Here is a 17,743-nt window from a genome sequence, read left to right on the forward strand (position 1 = left end):
GTATCGGTGCGATGCTGCGGACCGAGTCAGACCCGTTCGAGCAGGCTCTCGCGCCCGAGAACGAAGCCGCTGCTCGCCCACAGCTTGCGCAGCCTGTCGAGGGTCTTGCCCATCTCCGGCCCCGGCGCGATACCGGCCGATTTCAGATCCTCGCCGCTGACCGGGAAGGCAGGTGGCGCGAAAGTGGCGACGATTTCCAGCTGGCTGGTTAGCCTGGCGATGGCGTCGAGCGTCTCGCGCGAGAATTCCGCCTTGCCGCGCGCCGATGCGACGGCCAGCCGCAGCCGGTCGGCGATGGCGGCCCGATCTCCGAAATACAGCCGGGAGCGAAAGGCGGAGTCGCTCTCTTCCGGTTTTGCCGGTTCGGCGATGGCGAAGCCGACGATGCGATCGCGATCGGCGTTGGACAGCTTCAACCGTTCCGCCATCTGGGTCAGGCGCGCCGGATCCGGCGGCACAATGGCTGCGAGCCGCAGCATCGGATCGGGTGCCCAGCCGAAGGCTCCCTCGCTCTCCACCAGCGAATGGATCGCGTCGATCCCCCAGCGCTCACTCTCCGGCAGTATGCGGGTCAGGACGCCGGTCTGGCGCATCCACAGCAGCGCACGCGACGGGTCCGGTGCCGCGAGGAGCTTCTTCAGCTCGGTCCAGACCCGTTCGACCGACAGTCCGTCGAGCCCCTCCTTCAGGCGCGTCGCAGCCCGTATGCCGGCGGCGTCCGGCCGGCCCTTCCCGTACCAGGCGAAGAAGCGGAAGAAGCGCAGGATGCGCAGATAATCCTCGCGGATCCGGGTCTCCGAATCGCCGATGAAGCGCAGCGTCTGGCTGCCGAGATCCTCGATGCCGCCGACGAGGTCGACGATGCTGCCGTCGGCACGGGCATAGAGCGCGTTGATCGTAAAGTCCCGGCGCTCGGCATCGGCTTTCCAGTCGCGGCCGAAATGCACGACCGCGTGGCGGCCATCGGTCTCGATATCGCGACGAAGGGTCGTGACCTCGTAGGCATGCTCGGGCGTCACGACGGTTACGGTGCCATGCTCGATCCCGGTCGGCACCGCGCGGAAGCCGGCCGCCTCGACGCGGCGCACCGTCTCGCCCGGCACCGTCGTCGTGGCGATGTCGATGTCGCTTACCGGATGGCCGAGCACGGAGTTGCGGACGGCGCCACCGACGATCCGCGCCTCCTCGCCATCGGCCGACAGGGTTGCCAGCAGCGTCTGCAGAGCCGGCGTCGTCAGCCAGTCTGCCTCGATCGTCGTGGCGGTCATGCGTAAAGTCCTTCGTACAATGTGCGGATGATGCCCGCGGTGACGCCCCATATGAAGCGCTCGCCGAAGGGCATCACATAGTAACGCCGCTCGATGCCCTGCCAGATGCGGCTTTCCTCGCGGTGGTTCGCTTCGCTCATCAGGAAGCCGAGCGGCACCTCGAAAACGTCCTGCACCTCGTCGGGATTGGCGACGAGGCTGAAACCCGGCCGCACGATCGCGACGACGGGGGTGATGCGGAAGCCTGTCGTGGTCAGGTAGCGCGGCAACCGGCCGACCGGTTCCACGTGGTGCGGATCGAGCGCGATCTCCTCGACGCTTTCCCGGATGGCGGCGGCTTCCGGCGACGCATCCTCCGGATCGACGGAGCCTCCCGGAAAGGCAATCTGGCCGGAATGCTTGCGCAGATGCGCGGTGCGGGTGGTCAGGATCACCGTCGCACCCTCGCCCCGGTCGACGATCGGCACCAGCACGGCGGCGTCCCGCGCCCGGTCGCGCTCCATCAGCTGGACGAGATCGGGGTTCAGCAGATGGTCGCCATATTCACGCGTCGGCGCGGCATCGCCGGCCCAGCCGCGCGCGGCGATCCGCGCCCGCAGATCGGTCGCGGTGAAGTCGTTGTAGCGCCCGGCAGGCGCGTCATCGGCGGCGCCCCGTCCGGTCGGGTCTGCGGCCAGCACGGTCAGGACCCGGCCTGCGATGCGGCTATGTCGAAGGTCGCGCCGCCGGAGCGCACGAACTGGCGTTCGCCGTCGGTCTCCACATGGTCGGCGAGATCGAAGGCCAGCGCCCGGGTCAGCCGCGCCTCCAGCCGGCCGCGCACCGTGACATAGGGGCGAAACTCGCCATTCGGACCGATGCTAAGGCGCAGGGGATTCTCCGGCCCTGCGGCGCAGACGTCGCCGACATCGGTGCGGAACGTCAGGAGCGGTTCACCGTCATGGATCTCGCGATTCATCTCCACGGCCTGGAAATGCGCGTCTTCGACGGTGATGCCGAGCTTTTCCACAGGGGTAACGAGATAGGTGCGCCCGTCGGCATCCTTGCGCAGAACGGTGGAGAACAGCCGCACCAGGGCCGGGCGACCGATCGGCGAGCAATTGTAGCTCCAGTGGCCATCGGCGTGGATCACCATGTCGATGTCGCCGCAGAACTCCGGTTCCCAGCGTTCCACCGGCGGGGCGCCCTTGCCTGCACGCTCGGCACGGGCGACAAGAGCCGCGAGGCTGGCGCCGGCATCGGTCGGCACGGTTCCTGTTGCGTCGTCCTGCGTGTCGCTGGGCTGGTGCGGCAATGGGTCCTCCGATCGGGATTCGTCTTATTTTGGCCGGCCTTCGCAGTCACGAAATAGTTGCTCCTCGCCAGCTTGCCAGGAGTCCCGGTGGCCGATTTGATGAGTGGAAGCGGCCGTGCGACGGCCATCGCACATCGACGCTGATCTGGCCATTTCCCTTCGATACCTGACGGAGACCGTCCCGATGACGATGATGAAGCCCGAGGAGGAGACCCTCAGCGAGGACGCCATCGTGGGGCTGGCGGAGACGGCACTGACCGACATCGCACGGGTTCGCGAATCCGTCGGGCGGGTCATCTTCGGCCAGGAAAGCGTCGTCGAGCAGAGCCTCATCGCGATCCTCTCCGGCGGGCATGCTCTGCTGGTCGGTGTTCCGGGCCTTGCCAAGACCAAGCTGGTCGACACGCTCGGGCTGTCGCTGGGCCTGGATGCCCGCCGCATCCAGTTCACGCCCGATCTGATGCCGTCCGACATCGTCGGCACCGAGGTGATGGACCAGGACGAGACCGGCCGCCGGTCGTTCCGCTATGTGAAGGGCCCGGTCTTCGCCCAGCTCCTGATGGCCGACGAGATCAACCGCGCCTCGCCGCGCACCCAGTCCGCGCTGCTCCAGTCGATGCAGGAATACCATGTGACCGTCGCCGGCGAGCGGCACGATCTGCCCAAGCCCTTCCATGTGCTGGCGACCCAGAACCCGCTGGAGCAGGAAGGCACCTATCCGCTGCCCGAAGCCCAGCTCGACCGCTTCCTGATGCAGGTCGATGTGTTCTATCCCGATCTGGAATCGGAACGCCGCATCCTGCTGGAGACCACGGGCGGCGCCGATCAGGTCGCCGAGCCGGTGATGACGTCGGACCGCCTGCGCGAGATCCAGACGCTGGTGCGCCGCATGCCGGTCGCCGAGAACGTCGTCGACGCGATCCTCCGGCTGGTGCGATCAGCCCGGCCGGGCAACGGCCACAAGGAGGCCGACGCCCACATCGCCTGGGGTCCCGGCCCGCGCGCCAGCCAGGCGCTGATGACCTGCGTGCGCGCCCGCGCTCTCTACGACGGGCGCTTCGCACCGTCGGTGGACGACGTGATGGCGCTGGCCGAGCCGATCCTGCAACATCGCATGGCGCTGAACTTCTCGGCCCGCGCCGAGGGCATGAATGTCCGCGACGTCATCGGCGCGCTGAAGCGCGACGCAGCGTAGGGTCAGGGTCCAGCATGCCGATCGGCTCCACCGTCGACCTCACCGCCGCACCGGACGCGCTGGCCCGTTCGCGTCAGCGTGCCGCTTTGATGCCCGACCTTCTGGTCGAGGCACGGCGCGTGGTGTCGACGGTCATCGCCGGCTGGCACGGCCGTCGGCGGCGCGGCGTCGGCGAGAATTTCTGGCAGTTCCGGCCCTTCGTGCAAGGCGAGCCGGTCTCGCGCATCGACTGGCGCCGCTCGGCCCGCGACGACCATGTCTATCTGCGCGACCGCGAGTGGGAAGCTGCCCAGACCGTGTGGCTGTGGGCCGACCCGTCGCCGTCCATGCGCTTCATGTCGAGTGCCGCCCAGGTCTCCAAGGAATCGCGCGCATTGGTCATCGTCCTGGCCCTTGCCGAGATCCTGTCGCGCTCGGGCGAGCGCATCGGCTATCCCGGCGTCGTCGATCCGATCTCCGCGCGCAATGCCGCCGAGCGGATCGCAGGTGCGCTGCTCTCCCGGCGACCCGACGATCCCTTCCCGCCGGACGACCGGCTCAAGCGTTTCACCGAACTGGTCATCGTCAGCGATCTTCTCGATCCGGTCGACGAGGTGGTGGCGCGCATCGACCAGCTCGGCCGGCGCGGCATTCGCGGCCACATCGTGATGATCTCCGATCCGGCGGAGGAGATGTTTCCCTATGCCGGCCGGACCGAATTCCGCGATCCCGAGACCGGCGCGACGCTGACGGCAGGACGTGCCGAGACCCTGCGCGAGGAATACGCCACCGTCTACCGGGCGCGCCGCGAGCACATCGCCGAGCATTGCCGCCGCCTTGGCTGGAGCTTCATACCCCACCGCACCGACCATCTGGCCTCCGAAGCCCTGGTGGCCGTCCACGGGCGGCTGAGCGGCGCACCGCAGGCCGTCGCGCCGCGCGTAGCGGGAGCCTCGGCTTGATCGGCGGGCTCGCCCTTTCGTTCGGTGCGCCACTGGTGCTGTTCGGGCTTCTGGCACTGCCGGCGATCTGGTGGCTCTTGAAGCTGACGCCGCCGCGGCCGCAGATGGAGACCTTTCCGCCGCTGCGCATCCTCGAACGGGTGCTCAAGCGCGAGGAGACGCCGTCGAAGAGCCCATGGTGGCTGACGTTGCTGCGCCTGCTGCTCGCCGCGCTGATCATCTTCGCCTTGGCCGCCCCGACCCTCAATCCGCGCGAGGGCCAGTTGACCGGCACCGGGCCGTTGGCGCTGCTGGTCGACAATGGCTGGGCCAGCGGCGGCGATTTCGATGTGCGGCGGACGGCTGCCGAAGGGCTGATCCGCGAAGCCGGCGAAGCTGGGCGCCCTGTCTCCCTCGCCTTCACGGCCGAGGGCCAGTCCGACGACGCGACCCCCGTCGAAGCCAACGCCGCGCTGGAGCGCCTCGCCGCGGCTTCACCGCGCCCCATCCCCGCCGACCGGGCAGCCGCAGCCGAGCGTATCGCGACCGCGCTTGCGGGCAACCGCGTCGGCTCGCTGGCCTTCGTCGCCGACGGTCTCGATGCCGAGGGAACCGACGCTGCCAGCCGCAGCCTTGCCGCCCTCGCCCCGTCGCAGGCCATCGTCTATGCGCCGGAGGTTGGCGGTCTCGTCGGCCTCACGGGCGCCGACAATTCGACGGAAGCGCTGGTCGTGCAGGCTGTCCGCCCCGGGGTGGCCGAACCGCGTAGCTTTGCCGTTCGCGCGATCGACGCGCAGGAGCGCGAGATCGGTCGCACGTCCCTCGATTTCGCAGCCGGGTCGGCCAGTGCCGAAGCCCGCTTCGCGATCCCCGTGGAACTGCGCAACGACATCGCGCGGCTGGAGGTCGAGGGCGCCGAGACCGCCGGCGCGGTTCGGCTGGTCGACGACAGCTTCCGGCGCCGCCGGGTCGCGCTGGTCTCGGGCGAATCCTCTGACCTCGCCCAGCCGCTGCTGTCGCCGCTCTACTACATCACCCGGGCGCTGGAGCCCTTTGCCGATCTCGTGCGACCGCAGAGCGCCAATCTCTCCGAGGCCATCCCGGCGCTGATCGCGCGGCGGCCCTCGGTCATCGTCCTTGCCGATATCGGCATTCTGCCCGACAATGCCCGCGAGGCGCTGCAGGGCTTCGTCGAGGATGGCGGCTATCTCCTGCGCTTTGCCGGCCCGCGCCTCGCCGCCGCGCCGGGCGACGACACGCTGGTGCCGGTGCGCCTGCGTACGGGCGAACGCCAGCTCGGCGGCGCCATGTCTTGGTCCGAGCCCCAGAAGATCGCGCCGATGCCCGACGACGAACCCTTTGCCGGGATCGCCGTGCCGGAAGACGTCACCGTGACCCGCCAGATCCTCGCCGAGCCGGCGGCGGATTTGTCCGAGCGGACATGGGCGAGCCTTGCCGACGGTACCCCGCTTGTGACCGCCGAGACGGTGGGGGCCGGCACCATCGTCCTCTTCCACGTCACCGCCGAGGCGACCTGGTCGAACCTGCCGATCTCCGGTGCCTTCGTGGAAATGCTGCGGCGGATCGTGACGCTGTCGCGGGCGGGTGCCGGCCCCAGCGAAGGCCGCACCGCCGCCGACAGCCTGCCGCCCTATCGCGTGCTCGACGGTCAGGGCCGCCTTACCAGCCCCGGAGCCGACGTCCAGCCGCTGCAGCCCGTCGCCAATGGCGACCAGCCGGTGACACGCGAAAACCCGCCGGGCCTCTATGGCAGCGAGGAAGGCTATCTCGCCCACAACCTCCTGCCGGCCGACGCCGAATTGCAGCCGCTGCCTGCGCTGGATCTCGGTGCGCCGGTCGAGGCGCGCGGCTATGGCGGCGAGAATGCCGTCGATCTGGCGCCCTGGCTGTTTGCCGCCGCCCTTGTCCTCTTCGCGCTCGACGCGCTGGCTCTGCTCTGGCTGAACGGTGCGGCGACCCGCATCGGCAACCGCTTTTCGCGCGGCCGTGCCGGCGCGCTCCCTTCGATCCTCGCGATTGCGGTGATCGGACTGGTCGCCACGGTCCCGGATGCCCGCGCACAGGAGCCGGCACCGACGCAATCCGGTCAGCCGGCAGCGGACGACGACGTCGATGTCGAACGGGCGATCCGGGCGACGGAGACGACGCATCTGGCCTATGTGCTGACCGGCGACGAAGCGACCGACGAGATCTCGCGCCAGGGCCTGTCCGGCCTGTCGCAATTCATCACCGCCAAGACGGCGCTGGAGCCAGGCGAGCCGATGGGCGTCGACATCGCCACCGACGAACTCGCCTTCTTCCCGATCATCTACTGGCCGATCGACGCCAGTGCACCGATGCCGAGCGAAACCGCAATCGGGCGCATGGATGCCTACATGAAGCAGGGAGGCACGGTGCTGTTCGACGTGGCCGACGATCCGATCTCCGGCCTGTCCGGCGGCAACGTCTCGGCAGGACAGCGCCGGCTGCGCGAGATCCTCGCCGATCTCGACGTGCCGCCGCTGGACCCGGTGCCGACCGACCACGTCCTGACCAAGGCGTTCTACATGCTGGACGACTTTCCCGGCCGCCACACCGGCTCCCAGCTCTGGGTGGAATCGCTGGTGCGCGACGGCGAAGGCGGCGCGCGGCCGGCGCGCGGCGGTGACGGCGTCTCCTCGATCATGATCACATCGAACGATTTCGCCAGCGCCTGGGCGGTCGACAGCCAGGGCCTGTTCCTGTTCCCGACGGATTCCGCCGATCCCGCGCAGCGCGAATATGCCTATAGGGCGGGCGTGAACATCGTGATGTACGTGCTGACCGGCAACTACAAGGCCGATCAGGTGCATGTGCCGGCGCTCCTGGAAAGGCTGGGCCAATGAACTGGTCGGTCGATTTCGCGCCGTTCTTTTCCTGGACGGTGATCGCCCTGCTCGCGGTCCCGGCGGTGCTGCTCGCGCTGGCGCTGGTGGTTGCGCGCATCCGCGGCGCGCTGGTGCGCATCCTCGCCATTGCGGCGCTGCTGCTCGCGATCATGAATCCGGTGGTGCTGCAGGAAGAGCGTGATCCGCTGAAGAGCGTCGTCGCCCTCGTGGTCGACCGCAGCCAGAGCCAGACCATAGGCGAGCGCAACGCCCAGGCCGACGCTACGGAAGCAGCGCTGAAGGAGGGCCTTGCCCGCTATCCCGAATTCGAAGTGCGCACCGTCGAGGCCCGCTCCGGCGCCTCACCCACCGACGGCGCCACCACGGCCCTGTTCGGCGCTCTCTCCGGCGCGCTCAAGGATGTCGCGCCGGCCCGCGTTGCCGGCGCCATCATGGTGACGGACGGCCAGATCCACGACATTCCGGCCGAAGCCCAGGCACTCGGCTTCGACGCGCCGGTGCATGGTCTGATCACCGGTCAGCCGGACGAATTCGACCGGCGCATCGAGATTACCACCAGCCCGCGCTTCGGCCTGGTCGACGAGGACCAGAGGCTGCGCTACCGCGTCCTGGAAGACGGCCCGGCCGCTTCCGACCGGCCGGTCGAGGTGCAGGTCTTCCTGAATGGCGACCTGATCTCCCGCGAGAGCGTGCGCCCCGGCGGCGATGGGGAGTTCGTCTTCCAGCTGCCGCGCGCCGGCAAGAACATCCTCGAACTCGTTGCCGCCCGTGACCCGAACGAGATCACCCCCGTCAATAACCGCGCGATCGCGGTAGTCGACGGTATCCGGGAGAACCTGCGCGTGCTGCTGGTCTCGGGCGAACCCCATGCCGGCGAACGGACCTGGCGCAATCTCCTGAAATCCGACGCCGCCGTCGATCTGGTGCATTTCACCATCCTGCGGCCGCCGGAAAAGCAGGACGGCACGCCGATCGACCAGCTGTCGCTCATCGCCTTCCCGACGCGCGAGCTCTTCGTCGAGAAGATCGACGATTTCGACCTGATCATCTTCGACCGCTATCAGGAGCGCGGCGTGCTGCCGTCGCTCTATTTCGACTACATCGCCCAGTATGTGCAGAATGGCGGCGCGATGCTGATCGCCTCCGGCCCGGAATATGCCAGCCAGGAGAGCGTCGCCCGCACGCCGCTGCAATCGATCCTGCCGGCCCTGCCCACGGGCGACATCGAACAGAGTGCCTTCCGGCCGCAGATCTCGGAGATCGGCCGCAAGCATCCGGTGACGCGCAACCTGCCCGGCTCGGCCAGCGAGCCGCCGGACTGGAGCCGCTGGTTCCGCTCGATCGACGTCAGCGAGCCGGAGGGCGAAACCGTGATGGACGGGCCGGACGGCAAGCCGCTCCTGGTGCTGGACCGGGTCGGCGAAGGCCGCATCGCGCTTCTCCTGTCCGATCAGGAATGGCTGTGGTCGCGCGGCTTCGAAGGCGGCGGTCCGCATGTCGCCCTGTTCCGCCGTCTCGCCCATTGGCTGATGAAGGAGCCGGAACTGGAGGAAGAAGCGCTGGACGCCGAGGCCCGCGGTTCCGACCTCGTCGTCACGCGCCAGACCATTGGCGATGCCCCCGGCCCTGCCACCGTCCTGACGCCATCGGGCGGAGCGGTGACGCTGCCGCTGAACGAGGTGGGTGCCGGCCGCTACGAAGGCGTGCTGGAGACCGAAGAACTCGGACTGTTCCAGGCGGCCAACGACGATCTGCGGGCGCTGGCCAATGTCGGTCCGGTCAATCCGCGCGAATATCGCGAAGCCATCTCCACCGGCGACAAGCTGCAGCCGCTTTCGGATGCCACCCGCGGCAGCGTGCGCCGGGTGGCCGACGGTGACGGCGAATTATCATTCCCGCGGGTCGTGCCGGTCAGCGGCCGCGCCAATGCCGACGGTCGCGACTGGATCGGCCTGAAGACCACCGACGAGACGGTGCTGCGCGGCGTCGACCGCACGCCTCTCTTCGCCGGCTTCCTTGGCCTTGCCGTGCTGCTCATGGCGCTGTCGGCGACCTGGTATCGCGAAGGGCGGTAAGACTGGCGCCTCTGTCGAGAGCCTTGCCTAACGCATCGGCACCTCTAGTGTGAGGAACACGTCGACACGCCGAACATGCTGGAGCCGCCATGTGGTCTCGCCTGCTTGCCACGGTCTTCGCGGTGCTTCTGCTGCAAGTCCAGACCGCCGCTGACGTCAAGGACAGGGTCGCGTCCCTCGCGCCGTCCGGGCTGGTGTTCGTGCTGGACGAAGACGGCAACGAGCTGCTCGCCCAGAACGCCGACAAGCCCTTCGTCCCTGCGTCGGTCGCCAAACTCGTCACGGCGTGGCTGGCGATGGAGGTTCTTGGCGGCGACTACCGCTTCAAGACGCAGTTCTATCTCGGCGACGACAGGGTCCTGTATGTGCGCGGCGGCGGCGACCCGTTCCTGGTCTCCGAGGAACTCGCCGTGCTCGCGCCGAAGCTCCTCGAGGAAACCGGCACGGAGCCCTTCACCGGCATCGTGGTCGATGCGAGCTACTATCCCGCCGAGCTTAGCATTCCGGGGATCGAGGCCACCGACGAAGCCTATGATGCGCTGAATTCGGCCCTCGCCGTCAACTTCAACACGATCAACGCCCGTCGCAACGGCCAGACGGTCCGGTCCGCCGAGGAGCAGACGCCGATCACGCCCCTCGCCATCAGCCAGTTCCGTGCGCGCGGCCCCAACGGCCGCAGCCGGATCAGCCTGACCCAGGAAGATCCGAGCATCGGCATCCGCTATGCCGGCGAGCTGCTTGCCGCCTTCATCGAGCGGTCCGGCGGCAGTATCGAGGGCGACATATCGCTCGGGCCGGCCCCCGCCGGGATGACACCGGTCTATGTGCACGAGCAGTCGCGCGATCTTGCTGAAATCCTGCGGCAAATGCTGATCGGCTCGAACAACTACATCGCCAACCAGGTCTTTCTGGAGATCGGCGCGCATCGCGAGGGCGGCCCGGTCAGCCTCGAGAAATCGATCCGTGTCGCGCGCGAGATCTTCGCCGCGCATAACGTACCCGACGCGATGCAACTGGTGGAAGGCTCGGGCATCAGCCGCGACAATAGCTTCACGGCGCGCGGCCTTGCCCGCGTGCTGGGCCATTTCGCCCCTCACGCCGAGCTCCTGCGCAAGACCCGCGCCGGCTCCCGCTACAAGACCGGCACCTTCTCGGGCGTCAGCACGCTGGCGGGCTTCGCCAGGACCGCAGGGCACGGCGACGTGCGGTTCGTGATCTCGCTGAACGGCGGCGGCAAGCTGCGCTTCCGCCTGCTCACCGCCATCGAACGCGGCTTCTGACAAAAGCCGGCTGTGCACTGAACGGCCCGATCGTGCGAGCGCTGCATTCGCGTGGGTAATGGACCAATCTGCCCCGACCGGAAGACGTGAACCGACCGGTCGGGGCGATCGCTGACGGGGAGACCGCCGATCTAAATCGAATCGGTCAGAAGCCTTCGAGGACGATCTTGCCCTTGGCCCGGCCGGTTTCGGACTTGCGGTGTGCTTCCTTCAGGGTCTCGGCATTGATCGGCGTCATCACCTCGCCCAGCGTCGTGCGGACCTTGCCGGTGTCGATCAGTTCGGCGACCTTGTCGAGCAGCTTGCCCTGTTCGTTCATGTCGGCGGTCTCGAACATCGATCGCGTGAACATGAACTCCCAGTGGGTGGAGACGGATTTCTGCTTGAACGCCGAGACATTCAGGGCCTCGGGGTCGTCGATCAGACCGAAATGTCCCTGCGGCGCGATCAGCTCGGCGATCGCGTCCAGATTGTCGGCGGTTCCGTTGGTCGAGAAGACGAAGCCGGGCGCACCGATGCCGAGGGCCCTGATCTCGTCGGCCAGCGACTTGCTGTGATCGATGACGTGGTGCGCGCCGAGATCCATGACCCAGTCGCGGGTTTCCGGACGCGAGGCCGTGGCGATGACCGTCATGTCGGTCAGGGCCCGAACCAGCTGAATGGCGATCGACGCGACACCGCCGGCGCCGCCGATGATCAGGATGGCGTTCGCCGAACCCGGCACCGGCCGGGTCAGGTCGAACCGGTCGAACAGCATTTCCCACGCCGTGATCGCGGTCAGCGGCAGCGCCGCCGCTTCGGCGTCGGAGAGCGAGGTCGGCTTGTGTCCGACGATGCGCTCGTCGACGAGATGGAACTGGCTGTTGGCCCCGGGACGCACCAGCGATCCGGCATAGTAGACGTCGTCGCCGACCTTGAAGCCCTCGACGGATTCGCCGGCCTCGACGACACGGCCCACCGCGTCCCAGCCCAGCACCTTCCACGCGCCGTCCGGATCGACATTTGCCCGGATCTTGTAGTCGACCGGATTGACCGAGATCGCACGCACCTCGACGAGAAGATCGCGGCCGGCCGGAACGGGGCGGTCGAGTTCCACGTAGACCAGCGCGTCCGGCCGATCGATCGTTCCGGCATTCTTGTACGCAATCGCTTCCATCATCCTGCTCCGTCACACCATCCGATTGAACAGGGCCGAAGATGTTCCTATGCTCGCATGAGAGCAATACGCACAAATGACGCCACTAGTATCAAGAAGGATACCACCATGGCGAAGATCCGGCATTCCCGGTTCGACTGCACGCCCGGCTGCTCCGTCGAGGCGGCCATCGGGCTGATCGACGGCAAGTGGAAGTCGGTGATCCTGTTCCATCTGCTGGACGGGACGTTGCGGTTCGGCGAACTGAAGCGGCATCTCGTCAGCATCACGCCGCGGACGCTGACGAACCAGCTGCGGGAGATGGAGGAAGACGGCCTCATCGACCGCAAGGTCTATGCGCAGGTGCCGCCGAAGGTCGAATACAGCCTGACGCCGCTCGGCCGCAGCATGGAGCCGATCCTGCGATCGCTGAAGCAGTGGGGCGACGCCAATATCGGCCTCTACGGCAAACCGCAGAAGCTGGAACCGCGCGCCGAACACGCGGCTGCGTGAACCGAGGCCGGCGGTACGCGGATCACGCGGCGGGGAGGCAGTCGACGGGCAATCGTCGGGTCGGACGGTGGCCTGCCTCGAAGCGGTTTGCGGACATGTCAGAGCATGGCGCCGCTGGCAGATCCCCGATCGCGCCTTCGGCTTGGGAGACGAACGCACTCGGCGATCACCGCGATCCCGTTTCGCGGTCTCTCACCTCTTCGACGCGGCAGACGGGGTCACGATCTTCAACCCTTGCATCGAGTCCGCCTCGACGTCGACGCTTCCGCTGACAACGCTCCCGTCCGGCCCCAGGGTCTCAAGGGTGTAGGTTCCGAGCGGAACGTCATCGAACTGGAAGTAGCCGGAATCGTTCGTCACGGCCTGCATGCAGGTGTCCGGCTCCGAACAGAGGCTGATGAGCTGATCGGCCAGCGCCTTCTCCCTGCCTGCGCGGCTTCTCGGCGCCCTGGGGGATGCGTCGTCGCCGGTATTGGCGGCCTCGCTCGCCACCAGATCGCCGAACAGGCCGCCGGCATGAACGGGTTTCATCGCGAGCGCGATCGCCAGGGCGGAAAGCGCCAGGCACAGCGCAATCGCTGATCGAGAAGTCCTGGTCTCAATCATCCGCGCGGCCTCCCGCTTCGCTGAGGATGATCTCCGATGCTCTTCCCCGGCGCACGGGCTCGAGGACCTGCTTGCCGTAGTCGATCGTGTCGATCCCGCTCAGCAGGGTCCCGCCATTGACCGGGATCATCTTGCTCTGGTGCCCATCGTAGGAGACGACGAAATAGTCGAAAAACCAGGGGGATTTGCCGTCGGGGTTGATCTTCCTGGGAACCGACGCCGTCCACCGCACCAACTGGGGGCCGACCGTGCCTTCCTGTCCCCATTGCCGCGGACTGATACTCATCCGGAAGGATCGCATGTCGAGCTCGTTCTCGGCGACGCCGCCGATCTCGACCGTGCCCTGCATCTTGACGATCTCGTAGCGGGGCGAGCTGATCGTCATGGGTTTCAGGAACAGGATCGCGATGAGGAAGATCACGACATAGCCGGCGACAGCGCCGCCGAGCTTGAAATTCACGCCGGCCAGCGCGCCACTCGCCTGTCCGGTGGACGGGACGGACCTGTAGAGCAGGATCGCCGGCACCAGCGGTGCCAGGATCGTCACCAATATCGCGACTATGTCGATCATGGCGGGCATTGCGTCGAACCTTCCGCATTCCCCTACGGAATTTTAGGACGGATTGCCGCTCGGCGCAATCCGGCGCTTGCCTGTGGTTCATCGAGCCTGCCGGACAGCGCTCAGAGGCGCCGCGCGCCGACATGTCCCGTCACCCCGCCGAGCGCACCGTCGACGAGCTCCAGGCCAAGGAGCCGGGCCAGATCGACGGGGCCCGGCATGATCACCGAGCCGCGCGGCAAGGGTCGATAGCCGAGCGGCGCGTAATAGGGCGGATCGCCGACGAGGATGATCGAGTTCTCGCCGGCCTCGCGGGCAGCCGTAGCGGCGCGCTGCATCAGCGCCTTGCCGACGCCACGGTTCTTGAAGGCCGGCCGGACCGCGAGCGGCCCCAGCATCAGCGACGGCGCGTTACCGATCGCGATCGGGGTCAGCCGGACCGAACCGATGATCGCCCCACCGTGCTCGGCGACGAAGGAGAGCGCCGGCGCATGGCGGGCCATCTCGCGAACACGCTCGGCGGCGCGGGTGAAGCGACCGGGGCCGAACGCCTCTGCGGCAATGGCATCGATGGCGGCATGGTGATCAGGATGTTCCGGCAGATACCGGACGTCGGAAAGGGCAAGCATGAGGGGCATTCCAGGTCGGGCGGGCGTCAGCGCCGCTCGCTGGGCTCCCATCGGCTGATCGGGATACCGGCAAACGACGACGGTCAGTGCGCGTGCGCGCAGATCCTGTGTCGTCGTCGGCGGATGATCATCGGAGCACTCCTCAAGTCCGGCAATCCGGTTAGCACTGCGATCCGGCAAGGTCCAGCCGGGCCCCTCCGGCCGATCGGTGCCGGAGCGTTGACGCTGCGTCGCGGCTGCCACAGGAACGCGCCGGGGCCACTTCGGTTAGTCTGACGAACCCGAACCGAAGGAGATCGCCAATGGGACTGCTCGTAGACGGCCAGTGGCAGGACAAATGGTACGATACGAAATCGACCGGCGGCAGCTTCCAGCGCTCGACCACGAGCTTTCGCGACTGGATCACCGCCGACGGATCGCCCGGCCCGGACGGCCAGACCGGCTACAAGGCCGAGCCCGGCCGCTACCATCTCTACGTCTCCCTCGCCTGCCCTTGGGCCCACCGCACGCTGATCGCCCGCAAGCTGAAGAAGCTGGAGGACGTCATCTCCCTGTCGGTGGTCGATTACCACATGGGCGAGGAAGGCTGGGTCTTTTCCGACCGTCCCGGGGCAATTCCCGATCCGATCTTCGGCAAGAAGCGGCTCTATGAAATCTACCTCGAAGCCGACCCGCACTACACCGGGCGGGTGACCGTGCCGGTCCTCTGGGACAAGCAGACCGGGACCATCGTCAACAATGAATCCTCGGAAATTCTGCGCATCCTGAACCGCGGCTTCGACGCCTATGGCGACGCCTCGGTCGACCTGTCACCCGACGATCTGCGCGACGACATCGACGCGATCAACGCGGATGTCTACGACCACGTCAACAACGGCGTCTATAAATGCGGTTTCGCGACGACGCAGCGGGCTTACGAGAAGCCCTTCGAACAGTTGTTCGATGCGCTCGACCGGCTCGAGGCGTTGCTGTCGAAGCAGCGCTACCTCGTCGCCAGCGCCGCACCGACCGAGGCGGACTGGCGGTTGTTCACGACGCTGATCCGCTTCGACCCGGTCTATTTCGGGCATTTCAAATGCAATCTTCAGCAGATCAGGGACTACCCGAACCTCTTCAAATACATGCTTGAACTCTATCAGGTTCCGGGTGTGGCCGAGACGGTCGATTTCGACCATATCAAGGGCCACTACTATTCCAGCCATGCAACGATCAATCCGACCGGCATCATCCCCGTCGGTCCGAAGCAGGATCTCACCGTGCCGCATGGGCGCGAGCGGCTGGCCGTTCACCAATAGGGATCGCGCGCCGTCTCGCCGGCCAGTTCGGCGAGACGGCGCCGGGTTGCGTTGGTGGTGCCATCCGGCAGCTCGCCTGGCGCGAAGAACCCCATCTCGGCGATCTCGGCGCCCGGCTTGTGGTTCGCCTCGCGCCGGAACGCGCCGCAGCGATAGAGCAGCACGTGGTCGCGGTTGGAGGCATTGCGGTTGAAATGGGCCGAGACCAGCTCCGGCTCGTCCAGAAGCACGATCCCCGCCTCCTCTCGCACCTCGCGCGTCATCGCCTCGGCTGCCGTCTCGCCGGGATCGACACCGCCGCCGGGCAGGTACCAGCCGGAGACATAGGTGTGTCGCACAAGGCAGATCCGCCCCGCGTCATCGAAGACGAAACCGCGGACGCCGAGGGTCATGGGCCGGGCCACCACATGCACGCCATGCAGGATGCGCACCATCAGTTTCTCGAAACGCATCGCCGTCCTTCGTTCGCCAACCCTAGCAATCCGTCTCTCCTCACCTAGGATGACAGGCATGTTTCGTCTTGCCCATCTCTCCGATATCCATCTCGGTCCATTGCCTGAATTGTCGATCCGCGAACTCGCGTCAAAGCGGGTGACCGGCTACGTCAACTGGCATCGCAATCGCCGAAGGGTGATGTTCGGCGACACGCTTGCCAACCTCATCCAGGACCTGCAGCAGGAAGCGCCGGACCACATCGCGGTCACCGGCGACCTGGTCAATCTGGCCACCAAGGTCGAGACCATGGCGGCCCGCATCTGGCTCGAGGAACTCGGCAAGCCGCACGACGTCTCCGTGGTGCCGGGCAACCACGACGCCTATGTCCCCGGCGCGCTGAAGCGGTCCTACCGGGAATGGTACGAGTACATGATCGGCGACAATCCGCTGAACGCCATCGGCAACTCGTTCCCCTATGTGCGGGTCCGTGGCCCCGTCGCGATCTTCGGCGTCTCGACCGCCGAAGCGACGGCACCGTTCTTCGCTACCGGCACGTTCCGCCGGCGCCAGGCAATGGCGCTGGCCAAGCAGCTCGAACACGCCGGCGCACATGGCCAGTTTCGCGTGGTGCTGATCCACCATCCGCCGATCTCCGGCTCGACGGCGTGGCACAAGCGGCTGATCGGCAAGCAGTTCTTCTCGAAGGTGATACACGAGATGGGCGCCGAGCTCGTGCTGCACGGCCACACCCATCTGGATACGCTGCACTGGCTGAAGGGGCCGCAGGGCATGGTGCCGGTGGTCGGCGTGCCGTCGGCAAGCCAGGCGCCCGGCAGCTCGCATCCGGCCTCGCGCTACAATCTGTTCGAGATCGATGGCGAGCCGGGAAAATGGTCGCTGATCCAGCGCGAACGCGGCGCCCGAGAAGAGCGTCCGGGCATCGGCTGGGTGCGCCAGCGCGAACTGCTCACGGAGGGGCGCGCCGTCAACACGACCTCGCGCGAGGATTCGCGGCCGGCGGCCTGATCAGCCGACGGAAACGCCGAGATAGGACGAGATCGCCAGCAGCAGGCCGGCACCGACGACGACACCGATCATCAGCCAGACGGCCGCGATGACGAAGTCGGTCGAACGCGAACGCTGCGGCTCGGGCTGGCGCAGCGGCGCCTCGTTGGTCCGGCGAACCGGATGCGCCGGCTTGGCGATCCGCTCGTTCAGTTCGTCGTTGACCGCGAAAGCCTTGTCGCGCTCCACGATCCGCTCGGCGACGTAGTCCGTCACCCGATCGGCGATGATTCGCGCTTCGGTGGATTCCACCAGCGTGACCCGGCCGAGGCGCGTTTCGCGGACGAGCCGATAGGTGCGCCGGTCGCGGGCCATGACGACATTGGCGGTGCCGTCGATCCACAGCCGCGCATGGGCGCCGCCCGACAGGGTGAAGTCGAACATGTCCTCGCCCGCCGGCAGTTCGTCGATCAGCGGCTGCAGCTCTTCCTGCAGGATTTCGAGCCGCGCACGATCGGCCTCACGGATATCGACGACGACGTCCGAACGCTGCGCGGCAGCGATCTTGGCCTGTCGCACGGCATCGGCCAGTCGCTTCGTCCCCATCAGGGTCGCGACATTGTCCTTGCCTTCGCCCATCGATCGT

The 17,743-nt window shown here is 67.3% G+C and carries 17 protein-coding genes; 8 read left to right on the plus strand and 9 right to left on the minus strand.

Annotated elements, in window-relative coordinates:
* Positions 1-26: 26 nt before the first annotated feature.
* From J3367_RS10485 to J3367_RS10495, 3 genes are read right to left on the minus strand one after another with little or no spacing between them, the layout of a single operon-like run.
* The gene (locus J3367_RS10485; protein WP_024350409.1) at positions 27-1,268 is read right to left on the minus strand and encodes a CCA tRNA nucleotidyltransferase; all 1,242 of its coding nucleotides are present in this window, start codon (positions 1,266-1,268) and stop codon (positions 27-29) included.
* Positions 1,265-1,948, minus strand: coding sequence for a CoA pyrophosphatase (locus J3367_RS10490; RefSeq protein WP_024350408.1), 684 nt, complete (start codon positions 1,946-1,948; stop codon positions 1,265-1,267). The genes J3367_RS10485 and J3367_RS10490 overlap by 4 nt, the downstream gene beginning before the upstream one ends.
* Positions 1,949-1,950: 2 nt before the next feature.
* A complete protein-coding gene (locus J3367_RS10495; RefSeq protein ID WP_024350407.1) occupies positions 1,951-2,562 on the minus strand; it encodes a DUF1285 domain-containing protein in 612 nt (203 codons plus the stop codon).
* A gap of 184 nt (positions 2,563-2,746) precedes the next feature.
* Here J3367_RS10495 and J3367_RS10500 point away from each other — a divergent pair, with 184 nt between their 5' ends.
* From J3367_RS10500 to J3367_RS10520, 5 genes are all read left to right on the plus strand, one after another.
* On the plus strand, positions 2,747-3,757 hold the full coding sequence (locus tag J3367_RS10500) for an AAA family ATPase (protein ID WP_024350406.1): 1,011 nt from the start codon (positions 2,747-2,749) through the stop codon (positions 3,755-3,757).
* 14 nt (positions 3,758-3,771) lie between these two features.
* A complete protein-coding gene (locus J3367_RS10505; RefSeq protein WP_024350405.1) occupies positions 3,772-4,698 on the plus strand; it encodes a DUF58 domain-containing protein in 927 nt (308 codons plus the stop codon).
* On the plus strand, positions 4,695-7,562 hold the full coding sequence (locus tag J3367_RS10510) for a DUF4159 domain-containing protein (protein ID WP_421460887.1): 2,868 nt from the start codon (positions 4,695-4,697) through the stop codon (positions 7,560-7,562). Before J3367_RS10505 ends, J3367_RS10510 begins: the two co-directional genes overlap by 4 nt.
* The gene (locus J3367_RS10515; protein WP_187390491.1) at positions 7,559-9,640 is read left to right on the plus strand and encodes a hypothetical protein; all 2,082 of its coding nucleotides are present in this window, start codon (positions 7,559-7,561) and stop codon (positions 9,638-9,640) included. The genes J3367_RS10510 and J3367_RS10515 overlap by 4 nt, the downstream gene beginning before the upstream one ends.
* 89 nt (positions 9,641-9,729) lie before the next feature.
* On the plus strand, positions 9,730-10,920 hold the full coding sequence (locus J3367_RS10520; protein ID WP_024350402.1) for a D-alanyl-D-alanine carboxypeptidase/D-alanyl-D-alanine-endopeptidase: 1,191 nt from the start codon (positions 9,730-9,732) through the stop codon (positions 10,918-10,920).
* 145 nt (positions 10,921-11,065) lie between these two features.
* Here J3367_RS10520 and J3367_RS10525 read toward each other — a convergent pair whose 3' ends face one another.
* A complete protein-coding gene (locus J3367_RS10525; RefSeq protein WP_421460891.1) occupies positions 11,066-12,076 on the minus strand; it encodes a zinc-binding alcohol dehydrogenase family protein in 1,011 nt (336 codons plus the stop codon).
* A 108-nt stretch (positions 12,077-12,184) separates the two neighbouring features.
* Here J3367_RS10525 and J3367_RS10530 point away from each other — a divergent pair, with 108 nt between their 5' ends.
* Positions 12,185-12,568: a winged helix-turn-helix transcriptional regulator gene (locus tag J3367_RS10530; protein ID WP_024350400.1), complete on the plus strand. Its 384-nt coding sequence runs from the start codon at positions 12,185-12,187 to the stop codon at positions 12,566-12,568.
* A gap of 192 nt (positions 12,569-12,760) precedes the next feature.
* Here the strand turns inward: J3367_RS10530 and J3367_RS10535 are convergent, their stop codons facing one another.
* From J3367_RS10535 to J3367_RS10545, 3 genes are all read right to left on the minus strand, one after another.
* Positions 12,761-13,174 carry a hypothetical protein gene (locus J3367_RS10535; protein ID WP_421460894.1) on the minus strand — a complete coding sequence of 138 codons (414 nt, stop codon included), beginning with the start codon at positions 13,172-13,174 and terminating at the stop codon, positions 12,761-12,763.
* Positions 13,167-13,745 (minus strand): hypothetical protein, encoded by a 579-nt coding sequence (locus J3367_RS10540; RefSeq protein ID WP_421460897.1) that lies wholly within the window; start codon positions 13,743-13,745, stop codon positions 13,167-13,169. Before J3367_RS10540 ends, J3367_RS10535 begins: the two co-directional genes overlap by 8 nt.
* Before the next feature lie 110 nt (positions 13,746-13,855).
* Positions 13,856-14,605: a GNAT family N-acetyltransferase gene (locus tag J3367_RS10545; protein WP_421460898.1), complete on the minus strand. Its 750-nt coding sequence runs from the start codon at positions 14,603-14,605 to the stop codon at positions 13,856-13,858.
* Positions 14,606-14,664: 59 nt separating this feature from the next.
* Here J3367_RS10545 and J3367_RS10550 point away from each other — a divergent pair, with 59 nt between their 5' ends.
* The gene (locus tag J3367_RS10550) at positions 14,665-15,657 is read left to right on the plus strand and encodes a glutathione S-transferase family protein (protein ID WP_024350396.1); all 993 of its coding nucleotides are present in this window, start codon (positions 14,665-14,667) and stop codon (positions 15,655-15,657) included.
* Here the strand turns inward: J3367_RS10550 and J3367_RS10555 are convergent.
* A complete protein-coding gene (locus tag J3367_RS10555) occupies positions 15,648-16,109 on the minus strand; it encodes an NUDIX domain-containing protein (protein WP_024350395.1) in 462 nt (153 codons plus the stop codon). The two genes, J3367_RS10550 and J3367_RS10555, sit on opposite strands and share 10 nt — an antisense overlap.
* Before the next feature lie 58 nt (positions 16,110-16,167).
* Here J3367_RS10555 and J3367_RS10560 point away from each other — a divergent pair, with 58 nt between their 5' ends.
* Positions 16,168-17,118: a metallophosphoesterase family protein gene (locus J3367_RS10560; protein WP_421460902.1), complete on the plus strand. Its 951-nt coding sequence runs from the start codon at positions 16,168-16,170 to the stop codon at positions 17,116-17,118.
* Here J3367_RS10560 and J3367_RS10565 read toward each other — a convergent pair whose 3' ends face one another.
* On the minus strand, positions 17,119-17,736 hold the full coding sequence (locus tag J3367_RS10565) for a hypothetical protein (protein ID WP_024350393.1): 618 nt from the start codon (positions 17,734-17,736) through the stop codon (positions 17,119-17,121).
* Between the last annotated feature and the right edge of the window lie 7 nt (positions 17,737-17,743).

It is taken from the genome of Aurantimonas sp. NFXS3, from assembly GCF_049132005.1.
Classification (GTDB): domain Bacteria; phylum Pseudomonadota; class Alphaproteobacteria; order Rhizobiales; family Rhizobiaceae; genus Aurantimonas; species Aurantimonas coralicida.